Below are 470 nucleotides of genomic sequence, written 5' to 3'. Positions count from 1 at the left end.
AAGCTGTGCCCATGGCGAAGTGGACCCCAACGCACGAGGCGCCGGAGCCCCTGGAGGGCCCCGTGGTCGCCACCATCATCGGCGGCACCCTCCTGTGGTTCGTCCTCTTCCTGGTACAGCTCCCCTTCTACGGCTGGTTCGCCGACCACGACCACACCTGGTGGCTGTGGACCTGCCTGGCCGGCGCCGGGCTCGGCCTGATCGGGATCTGGTACGTGCGCGGCCGGGACGCCGCGCTCAAACGCGCGGCCGCCGCGGAGGGTGCTCCGCCCACCGGGTGAGCCTCCACCGCCCGACCCGTACAACCAGGGCATCACTCCCCCGCCGGGACTCTCGTCCTCTGGGCGGATCTTCGGGGCACTCGGCGGGTGAAGCCGCAAAACCGCACGTACCGTCGGACGCATGACGCACATCGACGCGGGCGCCGAACTCGACCCGGTGCACCCCGTGCCCCTGCCGGTGTCCGTGCA

At 71.5% G+C, this 470-nt stretch carries 1 protein-coding gene; it reads left to right on the top strand.

Annotation, left to right across the window (positions count from 1 at the left end):
- The first annotated feature begins 11 nt into the window (after positions 1–11).
- Positions 12–281, top strand: a complete 270-nt coding sequence (locus RM590_RS35540) for a DUF2530 domain-containing protein (RefSeq protein WP_127179365.1) — start codon at positions 12–14, stop codon at positions 279–281.
- The last annotated feature ends 189 nt before the right edge of the window (positions 282–470 follow it).

It is taken from the genome of Streptomyces litchfieldiae (genome assembly GCF_031845365.1).
In the GTDB taxonomy this organism is placed as follows: domain Bacteria; phylum Actinomycetota; class Actinomycetes; order Streptomycetales; family Streptomycetaceae; genus Streptomyces; species Streptomyces litchfieldiae.
Note: the sequence above shows the minus strand (reverse complement) of the source record. Positions and strands in the feature narration are given on the sequence as shown.